The organism is Pseudomonas sp. RT4P38 (genome assembly GCF_054897765.1).
On sequence record NZ_CM142703.1, the window covers coordinates 5,484,387 to 5,506,663 of the forward strand.

At 58.4% G+C, this 22,277-nt stretch carries 19 protein-coding genes; 14 read left to right on the forward strand and 5 right to left on the reverse strand.

The features are described from left to right. Positions 1-21: 21 nt before the first annotated feature. Positions 22-1,371: a spinster family MFS transporter gene (locus tag ACYZT7_RS25465; protein WP_462038683.1), complete on the reverse strand. Its 1,350-nt coding sequence runs from the start codon at positions 1,369-1,371 to the stop codon at positions 22-24. Positions 1,372-1,661: 290 nt separating this feature from the next. On the opposite strand from ACYZT7_RS25465, the gene ACYZT7_RS25470 reads away from it, so the two are divergent. Continuing rightward, positions 1,662-3,944 carry a putative bifunctional diguanylate cyclase/phosphodiesterase gene (locus tag ACYZT7_RS25470; RefSeq protein WP_462041863.1) on the forward strand — a complete coding sequence of 761 codons (2,283 nt, stop codon included), beginning with the start codon at positions 1,662-1,664 and terminating at the stop codon, positions 3,942-3,944. Here the strand turns inward: ACYZT7_RS25470 and ACYZT7_RS25475 are convergent. Next, entirely contained in the window at positions 3,835-4,731 is an 897-nt protein-coding gene (locus ACYZT7_RS25475) for an NAD(P)-dependent oxidoreductase (protein ID WP_462038684.1), read from the reverse strand. The genes ACYZT7_RS25470 and ACYZT7_RS25475 overlap by 110 nt on opposite strands. Before the next feature lie 198 nt (positions 4,732-4,929). Here ACYZT7_RS25475 and ACYZT7_RS25480 point away from each other — a divergent pair, with 198 nt between their 5' ends. Then, positions 4,930-7,125: a hypothetical protein gene (locus tag ACYZT7_RS25480; RefSeq protein WP_462038685.1), complete on the forward strand. Its 2,196-nt coding sequence runs from the start codon at positions 4,930-4,932 to the stop codon at positions 7,123-7,125. A 310-nt stretch (positions 7,126-7,435) separates the two neighbouring features. Here the strand turns inward: ACYZT7_RS25480 and ACYZT7_RS25485 are convergent, their stop codons facing one another. Then, entirely contained in the window at positions 7,436-7,741 is a 306-nt protein-coding gene (locus ACYZT7_RS25485) for a DUF2288 domain-containing protein (protein WP_462038686.1), read from the reverse strand. Between the two features lie 338 nt (positions 7,742-8,079). Here ACYZT7_RS25485 and ACYZT7_RS25490 point away from each other — a divergent pair, with 338 nt between their 5' ends. From ACYZT7_RS25490 to ACYZT7_RS25515, 6 genes are all read left to right on the forward strand, one after another. Further along, positions 8,080-9,207, forward strand: coding sequence for a branched-chain amino acid ABC transporter substrate-binding protein (locus ACYZT7_RS25490; protein ID WP_462038687.1), 1,128 nt, complete (start codon positions 8,080-8,082; stop codon positions 9,205-9,207). Positions 9,208-9,439: 232 nt separating this feature from the next. Beyond that, positions 9,440-10,363 carry a high-affinity branched-chain amino acid ABC transporter permease LivH gene (livH, locus tag ACYZT7_RS25495; protein ID WP_462038688.1) on the forward strand — a complete coding sequence of 308 codons (924 nt, stop codon included), beginning with the start codon at positions 9,440-9,442 and terminating at the stop codon, positions 10,361-10,363. Continuing rightward, entirely contained in the window at positions 10,360-11,616 is a 1,257-nt protein-coding gene (locus tag ACYZT7_RS25500) for a high-affinity branched-chain amino acid ABC transporter permease LivM (RefSeq protein WP_462038689.1), read from the forward strand. The genes livH and ACYZT7_RS25500 overlap by 4 nt, the downstream gene beginning before the upstream one ends. Beyond that, a complete protein-coding gene (livG, locus tag ACYZT7_RS25505; RefSeq protein WP_449642623.1) occupies positions 11,613-12,380 on the forward strand; it encodes a high-affinity branched-chain amino acid ABC transporter ATP-binding protein LivG in 768 nt (255 codons plus the stop codon). The genes ACYZT7_RS25500 and livG overlap by 4 nt, the downstream gene beginning before the upstream one ends. After that, positions 12,381-13,082, forward strand: a complete 702-nt coding sequence (locus ACYZT7_RS25510) for an ABC transporter ATP-binding protein (protein ID WP_462038690.1) — start codon at positions 12,381-12,383, stop codon at positions 13,080-13,082. 480 nt (positions 13,083-13,562) lie between these two features. Continuing rightward, positions 13,563-13,814: a DUF6124 family protein gene (locus ACYZT7_RS25515; RefSeq protein ID WP_462038691.1), complete on the forward strand. Its 252-nt coding sequence runs from the start codon at positions 13,563-13,565 to the stop codon at positions 13,812-13,814. A gap of 108 nt (positions 13,815-13,922) precedes the next feature. On the opposite strand, the gene ACYZT7_RS25520 is transcribed toward ACYZT7_RS25515, so the two are convergent. Continuing rightward, on the reverse strand, positions 13,923-14,843 hold the full coding sequence (locus ACYZT7_RS25520; RefSeq protein ID WP_462038692.1) for a LysR family transcriptional regulator: 921 nt from the start codon (positions 14,841-14,843) through the stop codon (positions 13,923-13,925). A 105-nt stretch (positions 14,844-14,948) separates the two neighbouring features. Here ACYZT7_RS25520 and ACYZT7_RS25525 point away from each other — a divergent pair, with 105 nt between their 5' ends. The 3 genes from ACYZT7_RS25525 (at position 14,949) to ACYZT7_RS25535 (ending at position 17,982) form a co-directional block, all read left to right on the forward strand. Beyond that, entirely contained in the window at positions 14,949-15,548 is a 600-nt protein-coding gene (locus tag ACYZT7_RS25525) for a short chain dehydrogenase (protein ID WP_462038693.1), read from the forward strand. Positions 15,549-15,607: 59 nt separating this feature from the next. After that, a complete protein-coding gene (locus ACYZT7_RS25530) occupies positions 15,608-16,273 on the forward strand; it encodes a COG3650 family protein (protein ID WP_462038694.1) in 666 nt (221 codons plus the stop codon). A gap of 95 nt (positions 16,274-16,368) precedes the next feature. Further along, entirely contained in the window at positions 16,369-17,982 is a 1,614-nt protein-coding gene (locus ACYZT7_RS25535; RefSeq protein WP_462038695.1) for an NAD(P)/FAD-dependent oxidoreductase, read from the forward strand. Positions 17,983-18,158: 176 nt separating this feature from the next. On the opposite strand, the gene ACYZT7_RS25540 is transcribed toward ACYZT7_RS25535, so the two are convergent. Then, positions 18,159-19,253, reverse strand: coding sequence for a PLP-dependent cysteine synthase family protein (locus ACYZT7_RS25540; RefSeq protein WP_462038696.1), 1,095 nt, complete (start codon positions 19,251-19,253; stop codon positions 18,159-18,161). Positions 19,254-19,520: 267 nt separating this feature from the next. On the opposite strand from ACYZT7_RS25540, the gene nhaA reads away from it, so the two are divergent. From nhaA to ACYZT7_RS25555, 3 genes are all read left to right on the forward strand, one after another. Further along, positions 19,521-20,708, forward strand: coding sequence for a Na+/H+ antiporter NhaA (gene nhaA, locus ACYZT7_RS25545; protein ID WP_462038697.1), 1,188 nt, complete (start codon positions 19,521-19,523; stop codon positions 20,706-20,708). Positions 20,709-20,829: 121 nt separating this feature from the next. Then, complete coding sequence (locus tag ACYZT7_RS25550; RefSeq protein ID WP_462038698.1) at positions 20,830-22,014, forward strand: colicin E3/pyocin S6 family cytotoxin; 1,185 nt, start codon at positions 20,830-20,832, stop codon at positions 22,012-22,014. Then, positions 22,011-22,241 carry a DUF7683 domain-containing protein gene (locus ACYZT7_RS25555; RefSeq protein ID WP_461965616.1) on the forward strand — a complete coding sequence of 77 codons (231 nt, stop codon included), beginning with the start codon at positions 22,011-22,013 and terminating at the stop codon, positions 22,239-22,241. The genes ACYZT7_RS25550 and ACYZT7_RS25555 overlap by 4 nt, the downstream gene beginning before the upstream one ends. Positions 22,242-22,277 lie beyond the last annotated feature (36 nt).

Genomic DNA, 22,277 nt, shown 5'->3' on the forward strand with positions numbered 1-22,277 from the left:
GCTCCGCGTGGGAACGATCATTTACGCAGTGACCGCCGGAATTTGCGGCTCAACCATCGCCACCAACCCTTCCTTCATCCGCTTGGCATCGCGCACAAAACACCGCGAAGCCAGGAATAGAAATACCATGGTGAAAAACAGCGCCACCGGGATCAGGTACATCGCGTCATGCAAGCCGACAGCCTTGAACGCCTCAGTCATCTGTTCAGCACCCGCCGAGAGCATCGCCGTATGCGCAAAGTGGTCGGACAAGGCGCCGACCACCACCGGCCCCAACCCACCGCCCAGCAAGTACAGCCCGGCAAAGAACAACGCCATGGCCGTGGCCCGCAAGCGCGGCTCGACTACGTCCTGAATGGCGGTGTAAACGCAGGTGTAGAAGTTGTAGGCAAACAACCAGCCCACACTGAACACCGCCACAAATACCCCGATCTCGATCCGCCCGGAATGCAGTGCCCAAGCCGTACACACCGTCGAGATGATCAAGCTGAACGCGGCAAACAACAGTCGCCCATTGGCCACCCGCTGGTGAATCTTGTCAGCCACCCAACCGCCCAGTGTCAGGCCGAACAACCCGGTCACGCCGACAATCACCCCTGTCGCCACCGCCGCTTCCTGCAACGGCATCAGGAAATAGCGCTGCAGCATCGGCACCAGAAACGAGTTGCAGGCATACGTGGCGAAGTTGAAGCACAGCCCCGCCATTACCAGCCACAGGAAAGTCGGCACTGCCAGCACCCGACGGATCGGCCGGTCTACGCGTTCCTGAGAAACCTGCACACTCTCTGCGGCGCCGCGTTTCGGTTCTTTGATGTAGAACATGAAGATCGCCAGAATCAACCCCGGCACTGCCGCGATAAAGAACGGCGCGCGCCAGCTGTCGAACACCTTGACCATCCAGCCAATGGTGAAGAATGCCAGCAGCAGCCCCAAGGGCAGCCCGAGCATGAAAATGCCCATCGCCCGCGCCCGGCGGTGGGCCGGGAACAGGTCGCCGATCAGCGAGTTGGCGGCCGGTGCGTAACTGGCTTCACCGATGCCGATGCCCATGCGCACGATCAGGAAAGCCCAGAAACTCCCCACCAGTCCGTTGACCGCCGTTAGCCCGCTCCAGGCCGCCAGGCCCCAGCCCATCAATTTGCTGCGCGAACCGGTATCGGCCATCCGTCCCAGAGGCAGGCCGGCAATGGCATAAACGAGGGTGAATGCGGTACCGATGATCCCCAGTTGAAAGTCGCTGAGGTGCCATTCCATGCGGATCGGCTCGATGATGATGGCGGGGATCGTGCGGTCGAAGAAGTTGAACAGGTTGGCGAGGAACAGCAGGAACAGAATGCGCCAGGCATTCGCCGCTTGGGTCGAGTTCTGCATGGGTCCGTCTCTTTTATTGTTATTGGGGCTTCACTGCCAGCGCATCCGAGCCCGGAACCTGCAATTTAGTCAGGCCCGCCAGAGCTGTCTGTCATTATTTGTAAAGCTGATATCCGCCCATGGAAGATGTCGCAGCCTGTGCAACAGTTTATTTCCAAACACTCTAACGCTCATTCCAAAATGGTTGCGGCCAATGTGCCACTATCGCTTGCACTCTTTACACGCCCTCTATACTCCAAAGCATTCGCCAGCGTTCATGGCGCAGCCAGGATGACAAGATGGGGCATGCTATGGAGTGGCTTGGTTTGCTTTTCATTACCGAGCTTCCGAAAAGCGGGCAGGTAATACTCAATTGCGCACATGACCCTTTTCTGGTGTTACTGGCTTATATGGTCGCCTGTGTCGGCAGCTTTGCCACACTGGACATGGCCGAACGGGTGGGTCACGCCGAAAAAATCGCTTCGAAACGGCTCTGGCGCTGGGTCGGCGCCGGTTGCCTGGCGGGCGGGATCTGGGCCATGCATTTCATCAGCATGCTGGCATTCCAGGCGCCGGTCGAAATTCATTACCAACTGCCCATCACTCTGCTCTCGCTGTTGTTCGCCCTGACCGCTTCGTGGCTGGCGATGCACACGCTCAGTCATCCTGACCTCAATTTCTGGCAGTACCTGCGGGCCGCGGTCTGGATCGGTCTGGGCATCGCGACCATGCACTATGTGGGCATGGCTGCCATGCGTTCGGTTGCAACGGCCTATTACAACCCCGCCCTGTTCGTCCTCTCCATCGTGATCGCGATTGGCGCCAGCCTCGCCGCCCTGTTGATTTCCAGTCACCTGCGCGATGGCACCGGTTTGCATCACCCACTGGTAAAATTCACCGCCAGCCTGGTGCTCGGGGCCGGTATCGTCAGCATGCATTTCACTGGCATGGCCGCGCTGACTCTGGTGCTGCCCACCGGCAGCCTGCCGATGCTACCCGCTGAAAACAACCACCTGCAACTGGGGCTAACGGTGGCGATCATGGCCCTGTTGATCATCGGTAGCTGCATCAGCGCGGCACTGGCCGACAAGAAACTACAAAACAAGGAGCACGACCTGCGACGGGTCAATGCTCTGCTTAGTCAACTGGATCAGGCGCGCATGTCGCTGCAACAGGTGGCGCACTATGACGCCCTTACCAACCTGATCAACCGCCGCGGCTTCAATCAGATCTTTGCCGAGAAACTGATCGAGAAAACCAACGAGGGAGGCATGCTGGCGGTGCTGTTCCTCGACATCGACCATTTCAAGCGCATCAACGATAGCCTCGGCCACGACGCCGGCGACGAATTGCTCAAGGTCCTGGCCAGCCATATCAAAAGCTCGGTACGCAGCCACGACGACGTGGTGGCGCGCTTTGGTGGCGACGAGTTCTGCATTCTCATCGGCCTGCACGACCGTGAAGAAGCCCGGCACATGGCCCAGCGCATCATGCTGAAAATGAAGGAACCCATCGAGCTGTCCGGCCGGCGCATGGTCATGACCACCAGCATCGGCATCAGCCTGTTCCCCGAAGACGGCAAGACGTGCGAAGAACTGCTGAAAAACGCCGACCTGGCGCTGTATCAGTCCAAAGGCAGCGGCCGCAACAGCCTGCATTTCTTCAGTTCGAGCCTCAGGACCCGGGCTACGATGGAACTGCAACTGGAAGAAGAACTGCGCCATGCCCTGCGCGAAGACACGGGGCTGATGATCCATTACCAACCGATCTACGACCTGAAAAGCGGCCAGGTCACCAAACTGGAAGCGCTGATTCGCTGGCAACACCCGATTCACGGCTTACTCACGCCGGAGCGCTTTATCGGCATCGCTGAGGCCAACGGGTTGATCGCCGAACTGGACAACTGGGTACTGCGCAAGGCCTGTGAAGACCTGGGCGAGTTGTCCCGCCACGGCTGTGAAGAACTGAAGATTGCGGTGAACTGCTCGCCGCTGAACCTGGCGCGCGAGGAATTGGCCGACGAAATCGAATACGCCCTGCGCGTGGCCGGGGTTGCGCCCGAGCGCCTGGAGCTGGAGGTCACGGAGAACGCGCTGATGGGCAACATCGCCAACACCCTGATGCTGCTGCGGCAGATCCGCGCCCTCGGGGTTTCATTGTCGATCGACGATTTTGGCACCGGCTACTCATCCTTGGCCTACCTCAAGCGCCTGCCGCTGAACACACTGAAGATCGATCGCTCTTTCATTCAGGACATTCCCAAGGCAACGCAGGACATGGAGATCGTCCAGGCGATCATCGTCATGGCGCACACCCTGCATTTGCAGGTGGTCACCGAGGGCGTCGAGACCTTCGAGCAATATGACTTTCTCGAACGCCAGGGCAGCGATTTCGTCCAGGGTTACCTGCTCAGCCGCCCGGTACCGCTGGAAGAATTACGCCCGGTACTGAACGAAATCAACCAGCGCAAGCACCCGCACACGGTCAGTTCCTTGAGCCTGGCTCGCGGTATAACTGCACTAACGTTGACGGATCTTTCTCCAAAAAACCCTGGGCCCCATGCAGTCGCATCAGTTGTGCGGCCAATCCACTGATCGGTGTGGCCGAACCCTGTTCGCGGGAAAATTTCACCGCAGCATCCAGATCCTTGAGCAGCGTGCGTACGTGCCACTTCACGGGCTCGAAACGGCTGTCGGCCATTTGCGGGGCGAGAATCTGCAAGGGTTTTGAATCGGCGAAACCGCCGGCCAGTGCCTCGGCAATCATGCCGGCATTGACCTGGGAGCGTTCAGCCAAAGCCATCACTTCGGCGATCACCAGCGCATTGCAGGCGACAATCATCTGATTGCAAACCTTGGTCACCTGCCCTGCTCCGACAGCCCCCATGTGCGTCACGCGCTGGCCAAGGGTCAACAACACCGAGCGCACACGCTCAAGATCTGCCGTTGTGCCACCCACCATGATCGCCAGGCTGCCAGCCTCGGCACCGGACACACCGCCAGACACAGGCGTATCCATCCAACTCATGCCGGTGGTGTTGATCAGCGCCTCGGCCATTTCCCGGGTCGCCGTGGGTTCCAGACTGGAAAAGTCCACCAGCACTTGCCCCCTTTTCGCCCCCTCGGCAATGCCAGCCGAGCCAAAAATCACCTCTCGAACCACCGAAGTATCCGCCAGGCACAACATCACCACGTCGGCGTGCTGACACAGTTGCGCAGGCGTGGCGACTTGCCGGGCGCCGGCTTCGACCAGCGGCGCGCACTTGGCCGGATTGCGGTTCCACACGGTCAGCGGATAACCCGCCGCCAGCAGGCGCCGGCACATCGGCAAACCCATCAGGCCGATTCCGGCAAACCCAAGTGAAGGTAACGCTGCCATCATTTAGCCTCCTTTTGATTAAAGATCACCGAATATTGGCCGATTCATCATGACTAAGGAAAGGATTCCCCCGAGTGATGGCCAGGCCAACACCCTGACGCTTGGGCCAAATACGCGCTGAAAAAAGACGCGAGTTCCCATTCCGTGATGGTTTGACGACAGCCTGTCGCCCAACCAACCAGTCCAGGTACATGGCGCACAATGACTTCTAAAAACAATCCGGCTGCTGCAATATCCGATCTGACCCTGAGCCCTGCGGCGAACAGCCCCGCCCCCTCGAAGCCATTGACCCCATCGCGCCCGCTGGCAACTCAGCAATACCTGTACTTCACCGAAACCAACACCGACCGTATCCTCGACAACCTCGACGGCCTGCGCGACATGGTGTTCCCGCGCCCACCGCATCTGGAAGGCGACAGTGAACATCACAGCGATCAGGAATTCCCGTCGGTGTGCCTGATCGGCCTGGGCCGCTGCGGTTCGAACATCGCGCTGGACGTCGCGGAGCTGGTGTACAACGCCCGCAAGTTCTACCTCAACGAGTTCAATAACGAAGACCGTCTTTCGCCGGACAAACGCTACGCCGAAAAGGGCTACAGCCCGGCACAGTGGATTCGCAACAACCTCCGTCTGGGGCCGAACAAAGCCACCAAACCAGTGTTCCTGGTAGAACCGCTGGTGATGCTCGGCGACCTGGACAAGGACATCGCCGGTCGTATCCGTTTCTCGCGCAAGGGTGAAAAAAGCGGCTTTTTGCGTGACTACAGCAAAATGAAAATCATGGACTTGTCGGAAGTCCACGCCGGTGGCGCCGGTAACGCGCCGATCCTCGGTCAGTACCTGGCCAAGATCATCCTGAACAAGGACACCCAGCGTTTCTCCAGCCCTGACTGGAAGATGATTCACTCGTACCTGATCGACAGCTGCGGGATCAAGGCCAACCAGTCGCGCCTGTATTTCTCGATCTTCAGTGCCGGCGGCGGTACCGGTTCGGGCATGGCCTCGGAATTCGGCCTGGCGCAGCAGCACTCGTACATGAACAAGACGTTCGATACCAAACCGATGGACGAGCACGACGGCAAAAGCGGCCACTCGTTCGTTTTCGAGCCGATTTTCACCAGCGGCATCTGCGTGCTGCCGAACATTTCCGATCACCGCAGCGAAATGTCCGAGGCGCTGCACATCAACGCCGGTCGCCTGCTGTGCAAGTACCTGTCGGAAGAGTGGGACTTCTCCTACAACTTCGCCAATGAAGACAGCAGCGAAGCCAGTGTCATGGGCCGGATCCGTCCATGGAACGCGATGATGCTGATCTCCAACGACATCATGCGTTACGCCGAAGAAAGCGATGACGGCAACATTCAGAACATCGACGTCAACGCGATGGAAAAGCACGCCAACCAATACATCTCACAGCAGATCTTCAACATTCTGACGGCGCAGGCAGTCACCACCGACTACGACCAGAACTATTTCCGTCGGGCCGGCATCGACATTGGCGAAACCATTCGCCTCGACGCCAACGACCTGTTCATGAGTCTGGCCGGTCCAGTGGCGATTGCCTACGCCGAGTCCGTGGTGCCGGAAACCCCGCCGCCGAGCAGCGACAAGTTCAAGGTGTTCGAGAAAGAACCGCAGCGCCTGAACATCGACGACCTGTTCTTCCGCTCCATCGACTTGCCGCACTTCAACAAAGTGACCCAGGCGATCGAAGGCATCAGCCTGTTGCCGATCGAATCCAAACGCTATCGCGCGTCGCTGGAGCAGTACAAGAATTCGGGCTATGACGCAGCCGCATTGCACGACCTGCACTTCTTCAAGAATTGCTCGTCGGTGGTCTCGATTGTATCGCTGCCGAAGGACTACAAGCTGTCCTACATGGACCTGAACCGGTTGAAGACCCACCTCAACAGCCTGTTTCCGAACACCACGCTCAAGCGATATGCGCTGGTAATCGGCGCCTCGGCCAACCTGTCGCTGACCACCCTGATCGCCAAGAGCCCGTGCCTGTCGGACGACTTCCTGACGCTGATCGTGGCCTTCATCAAGCGTTGCTTTGCGAAAAACCCGTATCGCTTTGACGAGACCCTGGATAACTCGATCCTGGACTTCATCATTAATGAAGATTTCGACGAGGACCGGATCGACGAACTGCTTAATGAATTCGAGAACCCGGCGAAGATCCTCGACACCAACTGGTACGCGATCAAGCCGATGTACGAGAAGAAGTACCGTGAGCTGATCAATGACAAGGATAAGTTCGTCTCGATCAACGACATTCGTTTGTCCCGGGATTGCGTGAAGAAGGCGATCAAGTATCTGCGCGAGATCTACCGCCACCGGATTGGCAAGACCAAGGTTATTTCGCTGAATAACCATACCGGTAAAACCGCTTAATCAGCGGCGCTCCAATCGCGAGCAAGCTCGCTCCCACAGGGGGGCCGCGTTCTTTCAGAAGAATGCGATCAAATGTGGGAGCGAGCTTGCTCCGGGCGGCGTTCCGACGATGGCGGCCTCACATTCACTACAAATCCAACATTCAGAAACAATTAAGCAGCCATCAGGCTGCTAACAAAACTGTTCCCGTTCCGTTTACGTCACCCTCGCCAAGACCCTTCTGTGGCCTTTCTCTACGGCAACATGCCATCACGCTACTCACCTACACACTTTTAGCCGCCGAAACGACGCACCAATAATGTGCAAGCCTTCACTTCGTCGCCCTTTCCTGGATCAGGATCCATGGAGAAACAACCACTGCCCAGAGCGCCGGATCGCGCTCAAACAGATCCAGCGCCCGCGTTTCAGACAGCTTGGCGACTTTGTCGGCGGCCAGCCAGGCAGCGACTTTCTCGCCTTCATCCGTTGCCACCGCCTCCGCTGCGGCAATCAAATCCAGACCGGGGTCGACCCACAATAGGGCACCCTTGGCAAAGAACGGCTCCAACTCCTTCCAGGTAATAGATGCGGTTTCACCAAGCAGCTTGGCATAGAGGGTGCTAGGTTCTTGAGTCATGGGTCCTGTCCGGAAAATAAATTGACGTAATCATAACGTCGGTGGTCTGGCAGAAAAACCCGGATGCAATTGAGTTACCGATTGAAAAGTGCAGGAAAGCCAAGGATTGCTGTTCATTCAGCCTGAACCCCCGCCGCGATTCTGTCTTTTTCTTTCAATAAAGCGACACCCTCTGGTATTGCCCCCTGGCGCCAGCTTCCCAGGCTAACAATTGGCGCTCTACACTGTACCGGTACAGTTGCCGGGGGCATTTTCCGGAGGATATCGAAGATATCTGACCCGGTTCTGCTGCTACGGCGCCAGGACTATAAAAACTACAACAGTAAGAGTGGAGCACTATGACTAAGGCTACTAAGCAGATTTCAAAACTGTTTGCCGCTATGGTTCTGGCCGGGGTTGCCAGCCATTCGTTCGCAGCTGACACCATCAAGATCGGCATCGCCGGCCCTAAAACCGGTCCTGTAGCCCAATACGGCGACATGCAGTTCAGTGGCGCCAAAATGGCCATCGAACAGATCAACGCCAAAGGCGGCGTAGACGGCAAGAAACTCGAAGCCGTTGAATACGATGACGCCTGTGATCCAAAACAAGCGGTAGCGGTCGCGAACAAAGTCGTCAACGACGGCGTCAAGTTCGTGGTCGGTCACCTGTGCTCCAGCTCCACTCAACCGGCTTCGGACATCTACGAAGACGAAGGCGTGATCATGATCACCCCGGCTGCCACCAGCCCGGACATCACAGCTCGTGGTTACAAAATGGTGTTCCGCACCATCGGTCTCGACAGCGCCCAGGGCCCTGCCGCTGGCAACTACATCGCCGATCACGTAAAACCGAAAATCGTTGCTGTTCTGCACGACAAACAGCAATACGGTGAAGGCATCGCCACCGCCGTTAAAACCACACTGGAAGGCAAAGGCGTCAAGGTTGCCGTGTTCGAAGGCATCAACGCCGGCGACAAAGACTTCTCTTCGATGATCGCCAAGCTCAAGCAAGCCAACGTTGACTTCGTCTACTACGGCGGCTACCACCCGGAGCTGGGTCTGATCCTGCGTCAAGCCCAGGAAAAAGGCCTGAAAGCCAAGTTCATGGGTCCGGAAGGCGTGGGTAACGACTCGATTTCGCAGATCGCCAAAGAGGCTTCCGAAGGTCTGCTGGTGACCCTGCCGAAATCCTTCGACCAGGATCCGGCGAACATCGCCCTGGCTGATGCGTTCAAAGCCAAGAAAGAAGACCCGAGCGGTCCGTTCGTGTTCCCGGCCTACTCGGCTGTGACCGTGATTGCCGACGGCATCAAGGCTGCCAAGTCCGAAGACACTGCCAAAGTGGCTGCTGCCATCCACGCAGGCACCTTCAAGACGCCTACCGGCGACCTGAGCTTCGATGACAAGGGCGACCTGAAAGACTTCAAATTTGTGGTTTACGAGTGGCACTTCGGCAAACCTAAAACTGAAGCAAAACCTCAGTAAGGCGTTGCCTGACTGACTGCCAATAAAGCCCACGGCGTGCCGTGGGCTTTGTTTTACGAACGTATAGGGCCGCGCTGGCGTGATCCGCCAGTCTCCCCACCTGAAAATCTCAAAACCGTCATCAGCGGTTCGCTGGCAAACCTCGCGTTCGAAGTGGATGCAGATCCACGGGGCTCGAGCGGGAAAATGACTCCACCAGTGAAATGCGTATCAGGTTTTTAGGAGCGCTGTAATGCCTGACATCTATCACTTCTTCCAACAGCTGGTTAATGGTCTGACCATTGGCAGCACATATGCCCTGATCGCCATCGGCTATACGATGGTTTACGGCATCATTGGAATGATCAACTTCGCCCACGGCGAGGTGTACATGATTGGCTCTTACGTGGCGTTCATCGCCATCGCCGGGCTGACCATGATGGGACTCGACAGTGTTCCACTGTTGATGACCGCCGCTTTTCTCGCGACCATTGTCGTGACCAGTGCCTACGGTTACAGCATCGAACGGATCGCCTACCGCCCCTTGCGCGGCAGCAACCGTCTGATCCCGCTGATTTCCGCCATCGGCATGTCGATCTTCCTTCAGAACACGGTTCTGCTGGCGCAAGACTCCAAGGATAAATCCATCCCCAACCTGATTCCGGGCAACTTTGCCTTCGGGCCAGGTGGCGCACATGAAGTGTTGATTTCCTACATGCAAATCGTGGTGTTCGTGGTGACCCTGGTCGCCATGCTCGGCCTGACGCTGTTCATCTCCCGCTCTCGTCTGGGTCGCGCCTGCCGTGCCTGTGCCGAAGACATCAAGATGGCCAACCTCTTGGGTATCAACACCAACAACATCATCGCCCTGACCTTCGTCATCGGTGCCGCACTGGCGGCCATCGCGGCCGTGCTGCTGAGCATGCAATACGGCGTGATCAACCCGAACGCCGGTTTCCTCGTCGGCCTCAAGGCCTTCACCGCAGCGGTACTGGGCGGCATCGGCAGCATCCCTGGAGCCATGCTCGGCGGGATCGTGCTTGGGGTGGCGGAAGCCTTTGGTGCCGATATCTTCGGTGACCAGTACAAGGACGTTGTGGCGTTCGGTCTATTGGTTCTGGTGTTGTTGTTCCGGCCAACCGGCCTGTTGGGCCGTCCGGAGGTTGAGAAAGTATGACTAGGAATCTTAAACAGGCGTTGTTCAGCGCCTTGCTGGTGTGGGCCGTAGCCTACCCGGTACTCGGTCTGAAATTGACCATCGTCGGCATCAACCTCGAAGTCCATGGCACCAGCGACGCCACCCTGATAACCATCGCCGTGTGCTCGGTATTGATGTTCCTGCGGGTGCTCTTCGACCAGCAGATCAGCTCGGCCTGGCGCTCCTCGCCAAACATGCCGCTGATTCCGTCCAAGGCCAGTAACTTCCTGACCCTGCCGACCACCCAGCGCTGGATCATCATTGCGTTGATCGCCGGCGCGCTGGTCTGGCCGTTCTTCGGCTCTCGCGGGGCGGTGGATATCGCCACACTGGTGTTGATCTACGTGATGCTCGGCCTCGGCCTGAACATCGTGGTCGGCCTGGCTGGCCTACTCGACCTCGGTTACGTCGGCTTCTATGCCGTCGGCGCCTACAGCTACGCGCTGCTGTCGCATTACTACGGTCTGAGCTTCTGGATCTGCCTGCCGATCGCCGGTCTGATGGCGGCCACCTTCGGCTTCCTGCTCGGTTTCCCGGTACTGCGTCTACGCGGTGACTACCTGGCGATCGTGACCCTGGGTTTCGGTGAAATCATCCGTCTGTTCCTGCGTAACCTGACTGGCCTCACCGGTGGCCCGAACGGTATCAGCAACATCGAGAAACCAACGTTCTTCGGCCTGACCTTCGAACGTAAAGCCGCCGAAGGCATGCAGACCTTCCACGAGTACTTCGGCCTGGCATACAACTCGATCAACAAGGTGATTTTCCTTTACCTGGTGGCGTTGTTCCTGGCACTGGCTGCGCTGTTCGTCATCAACCGCCTGCTGCGCATGCCTCTGGGCCGCGCGTGGGAAGCGCTGCGTGAAGACGAAATCGCCTGCCGTGCACTGGGTCTCAATCCTACGGTCATCAAGCTTTCGGCCTTCACCCTGGGCGCCAGCTTCGCCGGTTTTGCCGGCAGCTTCTTCGCTGCGCGTCAGGGCCTGGTGACGCCGGAGTCCTTCACCTTCATCGAGTCGGCGATCATTCTCGCCATCGTGGTGTTGGGTGGCATGGGCTCGCAACTGGGCGTGATCCTGGCCGCCGTGGTGATGATCCTGTTGCCGGAAATGATGCGTGAGTTCAGTGAATACCGCATGTTGATGTTCGGCGCCTTGATGGTGCTGATGATGATCTGGCGTCCTCAAGGTCTGCTGCCCATGCAACGCCCTCACATGGAGCTGCGCAAATGAGCCGCGAGATCCTTAAAGTCGAAAATCTGAGCATGCGCTTCGGCGGCTTGCTGGCGGTCAACGGCGTGGCCCTGACCGTGCACGAAAAACAGGTCGTGGCGCTGATCGGCCCCAACGGTGCCGGCAAGACCACGGTGTTCAACTGCCTGACCGGTTTCTACAAGCCGAGTGGCGGCAGCATCCTGCTGGACGGCGAGCCGATCGAAGGCCTGCCGGGCCACAAGATCGCCCTCAAAGGCGTGGTGCGCACCTTCCAGAACGTGAGGTTGTTCAAGGACATGACCGCGGTCGAGAACCTCTTGATCGCCCAGCACCGTCACCTGAACACCAATTTCCTGGCGGGCCTGTTCAAGACCCCGGGGTTCCGCAAGAGCGAGCGCGAGGCGATGGAATTCGCCGAGTTCTGGCTGGACAAGGTCAACCTCACAGCGTTTGCCAACCGTCCGGCCGGCACCCTGGCCTACGGTCAGCAACGTCGTCTGGAAATCGCCCGTTGCATGATGACCCGACCGCGGATCCTCATGCTCGACGAACCGGCCGCCGGTCTGAACCCCAAGGAAACCGAAGACCTCAAGGCACTGATCAGCATGTTGCGTGAAGAGCACAACGTCACCGTGCTGCTGATCGAACACGACATGAAACTGGTCATGAGCATTTCCGACCACATCGTCGTGATCAACCAGGGCACGCCCCTGGCCAACGGCACACCGGAACAGATCCGCGACAATCCCGAAGTGATCAAAGCCTACCTGGGGGAAGCGTAAATGCTGCAATTCGAAAACGTTTCCACCTTCTACGGCAAGATCCAGGCCCTGCACAGCGTCAACGTCGAAGTCCGTCAGGGCGAAATCGTGACCCTGATCGGCGCCAACGGTGCTGGCAAGTCGACCCTGCTGATGACCCTCTGCGGTTCGCCGCAGGCCCACAGCGGCAGCATCCGCTACATGGGTGAGGAACTGGTCGGTCAGAGCTCATCGCAGATCATGCGCAAGAGCATCGCCGTGGTCCCGGAAGGTCGTCGGGTGTTTGCCCGCCTGACCGTGGAAGAAAACCTCTCCATGGGTGGTTTTTTCACCAGTAAGGGCGATTATCAAGAACAGATGGACAAGGTATTGGGACTTTTCCCACGCCTGAAAGAACGCTTCGCCCAGCGCGGCGGCACCATGTCCGGTGGCGAACAGCAAATGCTCGCCATCGGTCGTGCACTGATGAGCAAACCCAAGCTGCTGTTGCTCGACGAACCTTCGTTGGGCCTGGCACCGATCATCATCCAGCAGATCTTCGACATCATCGAACAGCTGCGCAAGGATGGCGTGACGGTGTTTTTGGTTGAGCAAAACGCCAACCAGGCGCTGAAAATTGCTGACCGCGCGTACGTTCTGGAGAACGGCCGGGTGGTGATGCAAGGTACTGGTGAAGCGCTGCTGACTGATCCGAAAGTGCGTGAAGCGTACCTGGGTGGTTGAGTCTTTGCGGTAAACATAAAACGGCCTTCGGGCCGTTTTTTTGTGTCTCACACAAACTCAGCAACGATGAAAATCCCCTGTGGGAGCGAGCAAGCTCGCTCCCACAGGGGATATTGGATGTTTTGCAGAGCGTGTTTAATTAGCGTCAGTGTTACTTCCTGCAAGCTACATCGCCTTGCGTCGTTGCCTACAGCTAAGCCAGAATCCGCCGGCTTGTGCGCCTCGGGCCTGGCCTCTATCGTTTCCCCCGCCACTGCCCATCAGTGGTCGGGTTTAGTCGCTCGGTTGTTTTGCCCTAGAAACGCATAGGTGCCATAGAGTCAGGTATCCCTTCCCTGCACTTGACGGCGGCTGTGTGCAGGGCGCCCTCGGGCGCGCCGAGTTTCTGGGGCTCATCGGTCGACTAACCTGCACACAGCTGCCACCCTAATTTCAGTTAGTCGCGAACAGGGTTGCAACCTCAATTAGTGAGCTCCCGTTATGTTCAAGAACACCCCCAATCCCCCGCACAATCCCAGCCCTATGTTTGTCGTCGCGCCCGGTATCGATGTGCAAACCCTGCTGGGCCATGCCTGCGAATCACTAGCGTCGGCGAGTGTGATGTCCAGCAATTTCGCCGCTTTCCTGGAAGGTTCGCACCGCAACATGCTGCTCGGTATCCAGCAAAGCATCATGCTGGGCGAGCTGGCGGTGAATCGGGCGCTGGATCAAATCGACCCACAAGAATCCTGACCCCGAAGATCACCCTGTGGGAGCGAGCCTGCTCGCGAATGCAATTTCACATTCAACAGAAATGTTGTCTGCCCTACCGCTTTCGCGAGCAGGCTCGCTCCTTGGGATCTATGTGGTGTGCTGGAGCCGATCCAGCGCTTCGCCACTGCGCTTGAACCAGCCAATCAAGTAATCCGCCAACACCTGCGTGCGCTTCGGCAATCCACCCTGATACGGGTGCACCAGGTACATCGGCATTCTGCGCGTCTGATAGTCACGCAAGAGCCAGCGCAAACGTCCATCAGCCAATTCCGCTTGCAGCAGGTAGGACGGCAACCGCGCAATGCCGGCGCCAGCCAGCGCCGCTTTCTTCAGCAGGCTGTAGTGGTTGCTGGCGAACGGTCCCGACACGCGTACCCGCAACAACTCGTGTTGCTGGTGATAGAGCCACTCTTCGCGGCCGCTGTAGTGACTGTTGAGCAGACAGCGATGTTCAGCGAGGGCCTGCGGTGTCAGCGGTTCGCCGTATTGTTCAAGGTAAGCCGGGCTGGCGCAGGTCATCTCGTGCCAGGCTAATAGCGGCCGGGCCACCAGGCGCTCGTCATTGCCCACCTCGGAGCGAACCGCGAGATCAAACCCGTCGCGGGACAAATCACGGTAGTTGTTACTCAGATCCAGCTCGATCTGCACCTCGGGGTACTTGCCGGAAAACTCCAGCAACAAGCCATCGAAGAAGGTTTCCCCCAGCGAAACAGGAACCGTCATACGCACCGGCCCAGCCATATCATCCTTCAACCGCGCCAATGCCTGGCGCGCCCTCTCGACCTGGACTACAAGCGCCTGGGCTTGCGGCAACAGCGCCGCGCCCGCTGCCGTCAAACTCAAGCGGCGGGTTGTGCGTTGCAGCAAGACCACGGAAAAGCGCGTCTCCAGCAAGCTGATACGCTTGGAGAGCTGGCCCTTGCTGCAACCCAATTGCTGGGCCGCCAAGGTAAAACTCCCGGCTTCGATCAACACGGCGAACGCTGCCAGATCATCCATTTCGCTCATGGATTGTTTCCATTTGAAAACCAAAGGTTGCCTATTAGCGCGCTTATCAATGGAAAAAACCACTCTAGACTGAGACCTCATTCAAACCACTCAAGGATCAGCATGATGAAAATTCTTTTGATAGGGGCAGGCGGCACCATCGGTTCGGCGGTCGACAAGGCGTTGTCCGAGCGTCACGAGATCATCCGCATCGGCCGCAACAGCGGTGATTTCCATGTTGACATCAGCGACAGCGCCTCGATTCGCAAGCTGTTCGAACAGACCGGCAAGTTCGATGCGCTGGTCTGCGCCGCCGGCAACGTGACCTTCGCACCCTTGGGCGAAATGACCGAAGAAAGCTTCGCGCTGGGCCTGAAAGACAAGCTGATGGGCCAGGTCAATTTGCTGCTGATCGGCCGCGAGTACGCCAACGACGACGCCTCGTTCACCTTCACCACTGGCGTCCTCAGCCACGACCCGATTCGCAGCGGCGTCTCGGCAGCGCTGGTCAATGGCGCCCTGGACAGCTTCGTCCGCGCTGCCGCCATTGAACTGCCTCGTGGTCTGCGCATCAATTCGGTGAGCCCGAACGTTCTGGTCGAAGCCATGGGCAAATACGCGCCGTACTTTCGCGGCTATAAACCGGTTCCGGCAGCCGATGTGGCATTGGCCTACGCCAAAAGCGTAGAAGGCTTGCAAACAGGTCAGACCTTTCACGTGGGCTAAGCCCTTGTGATGAACGGTCAGGCTGCGTAACGTGGCGGCACTTGTCAGGAGACTCAAAGATGCGTGTTGCCCGTTACTTAGTCCTCGTTGCCCTGCTTCCGCTGTTCACTGCTTGCCAGTTGCTCGATGGCCCGCGTGAAAGTGCGTCCCACGTGGGCCAGACCCGCATGCAGGGCCAGTTGACGGCGGCCGATGGCAAGCTGTTGTTCCAGCCGTGTAATGAGCAACGTAGTTACGTGGTCATCGACACCGGCGGCACCAGTGTCCTGCAAGAGGCCGCGACCCTGGCCGATGCCCAAGGTAAGTTGTTTGCCGACGTACGCGGCCAGATCGTTGCAAGCGGCGCCGATAGCCGCCTCGATCTGGAGCAGTTGTACCGCGTCGAGCGCTCGGGCACCGTGTGCAACGATCCGAATTTCAAACTGCTGATTCTGCGCGCCGCCGGCCATGGACCGGAATGGAACGTGAAAGTCAGCGGCAAAGGCATGGTCATCGACCGCGCCGGTCAGCCGCCATTGGCCGTACCTTACGTTGAAGAGCAACTGGGCGATGGCCGCTTCAATCTCAGCACTGAAGCCAATAACCAGCACATCGAATTGTGGGTTGCGCCACAACGTTGCGTCGACAGCACCACCGGCAGCGTCCAGCACATGAGCGCCGAACTGCGCGTCGACGGCCAGGTTCAGCGCGGCTGCGGGTATTTCGGCGGATCGCGTAACGACTGATCGTTTTAGCCTCACGGGAATCATTCTTTGAGGCTTATAATCGCGGGCTTCAAACGCCTTGGCGCAGTTGTGCGCCCCGCGAACCGGATCCTGTCATGTTACGAATCACCGAACTCAAGCTGCCGATCGACCATCCCGATGAAGACCTGCGCCCTGCCATCGTGCAGCGCCTGGGCATCACCAGTGATGACCTGCTCGATTTCACCTTGTTCAAGCGCAGCTACGATGCGCGCAAAAAGTCCTCCGAACTGTGTTTCATCTACACCATCGACCTTAACGTTCGCGATGAGGCGGCGGTGCTGCACACGTTCGCCGATGACCGTAACGTCAACGTGGCGCCGGATGTCAGCTACAAAGTGGTCGGCCAGGCGCCCGCTGATCTAGAGCAACGTCCTGTCGTCGTGGGTTTTGGTCCGTGCGGGATTTTCGCCGGGTTGCTGCTGGCGCAAATGGGCTTCAAGCCAATCATCCTCGAGCGCGGCACCGAAGTGCGTCAGCGCACCAAGGACACCTGGGGCCTGTGGCGTAAAAGCGTGCTTAACCCGGAATCCAACGTGCAATTTGGCGAGGGCGGCGCGGGGACATTCTCCGACGGCAAGCTGTACAGCCAGATCAAGGATCCGAAGTTCATCGGACGCAAAGTCCTGCATGAGTTCGTCAAGGCCGGTGCGCCGGAAGAAATTCTCTACGTCAGCAAACCGCACATCGGGACGTTCCGTCTGACCGGCGTTGTGGAGAACATGCGTGAGCAGATTCGCGCGTTGGGTGGCGAAGTGCGCTTCCAGCAGCGGGTCACCGACGTGTTGATCGAGGACGGCCAAATAGTCGGCGTAGAACTCAATGGCGGCGAGCAGATTCATTCGAAACACGTGATTCTGGCCCTCGGTCACAGCGCCCGGGACACCTTCCGCATGCTGCATGGCCGTGGCGTTTTCATGGAAGCCAAGCCGTTTTCGGTGGGTTTCCGCATCGAACACCCGCAGTCGCTGATCGACCGCGCGCGTCTGGGCAAGTACGCCGGCCACCCGAAACTCGGGGCTGCCGACTACAAACTGGTGCACCACGCCAGCAACGGACGTTCGGTCTACAGCTTCTGCATGTGCCCGGGCGGCACTGTAGTGGCGGCGACGTCCGAGCCGGGCCGTGTGGTCACCAACGGCATGAGCCAGTACTCGCGTAACGAGCGCAACGCCAACTCTGGGATCGTCGTCGGGATTACCCCGGAAGTCGATTATCCGGGCGGCCCGCTGGCGGGTATCGAGTTGCAGGAACGCCTGGAATCCCACGCCTTTGTGCTGGGCGGCAGCAACTACGAAGCGCCGGCGCAACTGGTCGGCGATTTCATTGCCGGCAAGCCGTCGACCGCGTTGGGCAGCGTAGAACCGTCCTACAAACCGGGCGTTGCCTTGGGTGATTTGGCGTTGGCCTTGCCGCCATTCGCCATCGAAGCCATTCGTGAAGCGTTGTCCGCGTTTGAGAAGCAGATTCGTGGATACTCGTTGCACGACGCCGTGTTGACCGGGATCGAGACGCGTACATCGTCACCGCTGCGGATTACCCGTAACGAGTCGATGCAAAGTTTGAACGTGAAGGGCCTGTTCCCGGCGGGTGAAGGCGCGGGTTATGCGGGCGGGATTCTGTCGGCGGGTGTCGATGGGATTCGGATTGCCGAAGCCGTGGCCCGCGATATCCTTGGCCTGAAAGACTGATCGACAATTCCTGAGATAATGCAAAACCCTGTGGGAGCGAGCTTGCTCGCGATAGCGGTAGACCAATCAACATCTCTGTTGAATGTTCAGACTTCATCGCGAGCAAGCTCGCTCCCACATTTGTTTTGGGGGGTGTGCTTGCAATCCATGTCAGCACGCAAATCCCCTGTGGTGTGTCAGATATTGGCGCGCAGCACGGTGGCCGGCAGCGGCTCGCCACGTTCGACACTCGCCGCCACGGCATCCATCAAACCACTCAACTCATACCCCTGAGCCTTGAGCCAATCCTGATCGTAATAGGTGGTGGCATAGCGTTCGCCGCCATCACACAGAATCGCCACGATCGACCCCGACTCTCCCGCCGCCGCCATCTGCTGGGCCGCCATCAAGGCGCCGATCAGGTTGGTCCCGCTCGACCCGCCAACATGACGACCCAAACGCTGCGCCAGGTAATGCATGGCCGCCAGTGACAGGGCGTCTGGCACTTTGATCATCGCATCGATCACCTTGGGCAGGAACGACGCTTCCACCCTCGGCCGGCCAATGCCTTCAATCCGCGACCCATGGTCCAGGCACAGGCTAGCGTCGCCAGTCTGGTAGTAATCGAAGAACACCGAACGCTCGGCGTCGGCGCACAGCACGCGGGTGCAATGCTGGCGATAACGCACGTATCGGCCCAGCGTCGCGGTGGTGCCGCCGGTGCCGGGGCTGGAAATCAGCCAGCTCGGCTCGGGGTGCAGCTCGAAGCGCATTTGCTGGAAGATCGACTCGGCGATGTTGTTGTTCGCCCGCCAGTCGGTAGCGCGTTCGGCGTAGGTGAACTGGTCGATGAAATGCCCATCGTGTTCGCGAGCCAGACGTTCGGATTCAGCGTAAATCTGTGTCGGATCGTCGACCAGATGGCTTTTGCCGCCGTAGAAGGCGATCTGCGCGATCTTCTCCTTGGAGGTACTCGCCGGCATCACCGCTATGAACGGCAAACCCAGCATACGGGCGAAATACGCTTCGGAAATGGCCGTCGAACCACTGGACGCTTCAATCACCGGCGCACCGGGTTTGAGCCAGCCGTTACACAGCGCATACAAAAACAGCGAGCGCGCCAACCGATGCTTCAGGCTGCCGGTGGGATGGCTGGACTCATCCTTGAAATACAACTCGATGCCCGGAAAACCCGGCAGTGGCAAGGGGATCAGGTGGGTGTCGGCGCTGCGCTGGAAATCGGCTTCGATGATCCGGATGGCTTCGCGGGCCCACTGTCGGTTGTCGCTCATGGTGGTTTTCTCGTCGAATCGGGCAAGAGTCGGCCTTTTCGCAAGGCTCAGTCTTCAAGCTTAGGAAAAAACCTACATCACGCACAGGTACAGCTGAGGTCCAATACGTTCGGCAACTGCTAGGCTCAGGTCCTTCCCGCTGTTCCCGCTGTTCCCGCTGTTCCCGCTGTCACGGCTTATAACAAAAAAGAATATAACTTTTGTTTTAACAACTAACGGTACGGGTTAGGGTGTGCCACCTTTTGAATTCATCGATGGAGAGCGACCTTGCCTCTGCGTAGCACGTTCACGCGTTTCTTCCAGTTGGAAGCTGCCAGCGGTCTGTTATTGATCGCTGCCGCAGCGCTGGCGTTGATCATCAACAACTCCCCGCTGTCGTGGCTTTATAACGGCCTGCTGGACACCCCCGTGGTCGCTCAGATCGGCGCGCTGAAGATTGCCAAGCCTTTGTTGCTGTGGATCAACGACGGTCTGATGGCCATGTTCTTCCTGCTGATCGGCCTGGAAGTGAAGCGTGAAGTCCTTGACGGTCAACTGTCGAAACCGTCGCAAATCGTCCTGCCCGGCGCGGCGGCGATTGGCGGCATGGTGGTACCGGCGCTGTTCTACTGGCTTTTGAACCGCGACAACCCGGCAGCCATGGGTGGCTGGGCCATCCCGATGGCCACCGACATAGCCTTCGCCCTTGGCGTACTCGCCTTGCTCGGTAAACGCGTGCCGGTTTCGCTGAAGCTGTTCCTGATGACCCTGGCGATCATCGATGACCTCGGCGCAATCATTGTCATCGCGATCTTCTATTCGGGCACGTTGTCGACACTCTCACTGGCGCTTGCCGGGGCGTGCATTGTGGCGCTAATCGCGATGAACCGGCTCGGCGTGGTCAAGCTCGGACCGTACATGATCATCGGTTTGATCCTCTGGGTTTGCGTGCTCAAGAGTGGTGTCCACGCGACACTGGCCGGTGTGACCCTCGCGTTCTGCATTCCGTTGCGCACGAAAAACGCCGAACCTTCGCCACTGCTGACCCTCGAACACGCCCTGCACCCATGGGTGGCCTACGGCATCCTGCCACTGTTCGCCTTCGCCAACGCCGGCCTGTCCCTGAGTGGCGTGACGATGGAAAGCTTCACCCACCACGTGCCCATGGGCATCGCGGTTGGCCTGCTGCTGGGCAAAACCCTCGGCGTCTTCGGCCTGACCTGGCTGGCGGTGAAAATCGGCATCGCCGCCCTGCCCCAAGGCGCCAATTGGGGCCAGGTATTGGGCGTTGCGATCCTCTGTGGCATTGGTTTCACCATGAGCCTGTTTGTCGGATCCCTGGCCTTCGTGCCCGGCGCCAGTGAATACGCCGGGATGGATCGGATGGGGATTTTGACCGGCTCGATTCTGGCGGCATTGATTGGTTATGCGGTGACGGCGGCAGCGAGTCGCAAGCGCACTGCGCTGCAATCCTGAGCGATAGAGAACACTCTTAGCGACATTCAGGATTCGTCCTACAGCCACGATTAGCCACGTTCGTTAACGTCGCGCAGTCCCTTTTTTGAGGGCTGTCGACGTACGAACGCAAGGAAGATCAGTGGCTGGCAATAAGGACATTCCCCGGGTTCAGAATCCACCGTCAGGCGACGGGCATCACGTCACTCACCGCTTCATGACGGCCACCGAACTGGCCGAGCGCGAGGCCCGACAAAACGCTTACGACGCCATGCTCGCGAGGCAAGACGCCTTCGAACGGAGTCGTGAGGTCGTGGCCAAAAAGCACCAAGCCGTTCGCGCCGGATGCGTCTTTGCCAAGTCCTGCAAGCTTCCCGACGCCATCATCGATTACTCGAATCCTTCGGGAATGGTGCCCACCGACAGCCTTAAGGACTACGGAGAAGTCGCCTGGCTCGGCGCTCGCGAGGTAGACGATGCAGGTCTGCTGAACCTGGAAACGATCAGCGGCAGCACCCTCTCGCTCGGCATTGGCCGCCTTGCACTCAGCGCGCCGGCTCTCGCCGTTCCGGCCGCAGCAGTCGGTGCTGCTGGAGCCACCGTATTGGCCGCGGTGGTTGCAGCGTTCTGGACGCCCAGCTTGGGCGACAGCGCCCTCTACACCGAAGATCAATTGCGCACCCTGAAACAGGCCAGAACCCGCGTTCGTCTACAGGTAGAGCAACAGGCTGACGGCAGTCTCAAAGGCTATGGGTTTTACACCGGCAAGAACCGCGATTGGGAAATGGTCGATGTCGTGCAGTTCAGTGTGCGCGGCAGCCAGCAGGTGGCGGATCTCGGGGATGGCGTTGAGTTGATCTGGACGCCGGCTGTGGATGGATCCGACATCCTTGGGATTCCAGCACTGGAGGCTGCGCCGCAAGCGCCGCATATTTGGGTTTATCCGCCGACGGAAGCAGCTGACAGCATTATCGTGAACCCGGTTTATCCGCCTGAGTACAAGGATTTCATTCTGGTATTCCCTGCGGGTTCGGGGGTGTCGCCGGTTTATATTGTGGTCGGTGTTTCTAACCACAAATATTATCCAGCGCCAAATGGACTGACCGCTTTTCCCGATGCTACGAGAGCAACTCGTAAGACCCCGGTTAAAGGTGGCGGCGGCCTTAGAAAACGCTGGAAAACTCCAAACGGGAAAATATTTGAATGGGACTCACAGCATGGGGCTGTCGAGATGTACGACAAACGTGGCCGTCATCTCGGTGAATATGATCCGACTACTGGCGAGCAGACCAAACCAGCGGATAACACTAGGAAAGTAGAACCATGATTTACGTCATAGAGGCATTTGATAAAAAAACGGAACTCCTCGCATTCGAAGAAGAGCTGCCGAACGGCCATGATAAAGAACTGAAAGCAATTATGGGATGGACAGCAGATCAACAAGGCTGGGAGGGATACAACCTCACGACCGAGCAGCTTGATGCCTTGGAAGAAATACTCGGAAAGAAAATTTATAATCCAGCATTTCTTTTTCAACTCACCTGCAACGTCTAGAAATAGCGCCGTATAACTCTCACTTCAAACAAAAAA

Bases quoted from the DNA above. Each gene is read 5' to 3' on its own strand.
- ACYZT7_RS25465 (WP_462038683.1), bottom strand. From the start codon at position 1,371: ATGCAGAACTCGACCCAAGCGGCGAATGCCTGGCGCATTCTGTTCCTG.
- ACYZT7_RS25470 (WP_462041863.1), top strand. From the start codon at position 1,662: ATGGAGTGGCTTGGTTTGCTTTTCATTACCGAGCTTCCGAAAAGCGGG.
- ACYZT7_RS25475 (WP_462038684.1), bottom strand. From the start codon at position 4,731: ATGATGGCAGCGTTACCTTCACTTGGGTTTGCCGGAATCGGCCTGATG.
- ACYZT7_RS25480 (WP_462038685.1), top strand. From the start codon at position 4,930: ATGACTTCTAAAAACAATCCGGCTGCTGCAATATCCGATCTGACCCTG.
- ACYZT7_RS25485 (WP_462038686.1), bottom strand. From the start codon at position 7,741: ATGACTCAAGAACCTAGCACCCTCTATGCCAAGCTGCTTGGTGAAACC.
- ACYZT7_RS25490 (WP_462038687.1), top strand. From the start codon at position 8,080: ATGACTAAGGCTACTAAGCAGATTTCAAAACTGTTTGCCGCTATGGTT.
- livH (WP_462038688.1), top strand. From the start codon at position 9,440: ATGCCTGACATCTATCACTTCTTCCAACAGCTGGTTAATGGTCTGACC.
- ACYZT7_RS25500 (WP_462038689.1), top strand. From the start codon at position 10,360: ATGACTAGGAATCTTAAACAGGCGTTGTTCAGCGCCTTGCTGGTGTGG.
- livG (WP_449642623.1), top strand. From the start codon at position 11,613: ATGAGCCGCGAGATCCTTAAAGTCGAAAATCTGAGCATGCGCTTCGGC.
- ACYZT7_RS25510 (WP_462038690.1), top strand. From the start codon at position 12,381: ATGCTGCAATTCGAAAACGTTTCCACCTTCTACGGCAAGATCCAGGCC.
- ACYZT7_RS25515 (WP_462038691.1), top strand. From the start codon at position 13,563: ATGTTCAAGAACACCCCCAATCCCCCGCACAATCCCAGCCCTATGTTT.
- ACYZT7_RS25520 (WP_462038692.1), bottom strand. From the start codon at position 14,843: ATGAGCGAAATGGATGATCTGGCAGCGTTCGCCGTGTTGATCGAAGCC.
- ACYZT7_RS25525 (WP_462038693.1), top strand. From the start codon at position 14,949: ATGAAAATTCTTTTGATAGGGGCAGGCGGCACCATCGGTTCGGCGGTC.
- ACYZT7_RS25530 (WP_462038694.1), top strand. From the start codon at position 15,608: ATGCGTGTTGCCCGTTACTTAGTCCTCGTTGCCCTGCTTCCGCTGTTC.
- ACYZT7_RS25535 (WP_462038695.1), top strand. From the start codon at position 16,369: ATGTTACGAATCACCGAACTCAAGCTGCCGATCGACCATCCCGATGAA.
- ACYZT7_RS25540 (WP_462038696.1), bottom strand. From the start codon at position 19,253: ATGAGCGACAACCGACAGTGGGCCCGCGAAGCCATCCGGATCATCGAA.
- ACYZT7_RS25555 (WP_461965616.1), top strand. From the start codon at position 22,011: ATGATTTACGTCATAGAGGCATTTGATAAAAAAACGGAACTCCTCGCA.